Source organism: Cellulomonas hominis, assembly GCF_005239125.1.
Lineage (GTDB): Bacteria > Actinomycetota > Actinomycetes > Actinomycetales > Cellulomonadaceae > Cellulomonas > Cellulomonas hominis_A.
In genome coordinates, this window is the sequence record NZ_SZYE01000349.1 from 1 (window position 1) to 1,135 (window position 1,135).

Annotated in this window: 1 protein-coding gene; it reads left to right on the forward strand. The window is 81.1% G+C overall.

What is annotated here, in order from left to right; genetic code table 11:
• The coding region (locus tag FA014_RS19510; protein ID WP_154731254.1) for a zinc-dependent metalloprotease at positions 1 to 955 on the forward strand (955 nt) is incomplete at its 5' end.
• Between the last annotated feature and the right edge of the window lie 180 nt (positions 956 to 1,135).

A 1,135-nucleotide genomic window follows, 5' to 3' on the forward strand; every position in this document is an offset into this window, starting at 1 on the left:
CGCGCCGGTCGCGGCCGAGCACGTGGCGCGGATCACCGGCATGTCGGCCGCCGACCCGGGCGCCCCCGCGCACGACGTGCGGGTCGTCGACCGCGCGTCCTGGGCCCGGGCCAACGTCCGCTCGCTCGCGGCGCTCACCGACCGGGTGGGGGTCCCCGCGGCGCGGGGGCTGCGCGGCACCGCCGGGGCCGGCCAGGTCGCCGCGGTGCTCGGCCTGCTGTCCGGCGCGGTGCTGGGGCAGTACGACCCGTGGGGCGGGCGGGGGACGCTGCTGCTCGTCGCGCCCAACGTGCTGGCGGTCGAGCGCGCGCTCGGCGTCGACCCCGCCGACTTCCGGCTGTGGGTGACGCTGCACGAGCAGACGCACGCCCAGCAGTTCGCCGCCGCGCCGTGGCTGGTGGGGCACCTGACCGACCGGCTGCGCACGCTGCTGGCGGAGGACGCCGCGCGGCCGTGGTGGCCGCGGTCCCCCCGGGCGGAGGAGCCCGCCGACGCCGAGCGGGTGACCACCGAGCAGGAGGCGCGGGGCGCCGAGCCCGCCGCCGGTGCGCGGGCCGGCGGACGCCCCCGGTCGCTGCTCGACCTGCTCGATCCCCGGCAGCGCGTGCTGCTCGACGAGGTCGGCGCGACGATGGCGCTCCTCGAGGGTCACGCCGACGTGACGATGGACGCCGTGGGCCGGGCGGTCGTGCCCTCGGTGCGCCGGATCCGCCGCCGGTTCGAGGCCCGCCGGGACGGCGCCGCGGGCACCGGCGCGATGCGCACGGCGCTGCGGTCGGTGCTCGGGATGGACGTGAAGCTCGCCCAGTACCGCGAGGGCGCGGCGTTCGTGCGGGCGGTCCGCCGCCGGGTCGGCACCGAGGGGCTGAACGCGGTGTGGACCGGCGCGGCCGCGCTGCCGTCCGCGGCCGAGATCGCGGACCCGGCCGCCTGGGTGCGCCGGGTGCACGGCTGACGTGGCCGGCCCGCACCCGGCGGTCGCCGCCGTCCGCGGGGCCGTGGCGGCGACGACCGCGGACCTGCCCGACGGGGCGCTGGTGCTCGTCGCCTGCTCGGGCGGCCCGGACTCGCTGGCGCTCGCGGCCGGGGCGGCGTTCGTCGCGGCGTCCCGGGCCCGCCGCGGCGTCCCGGGCCG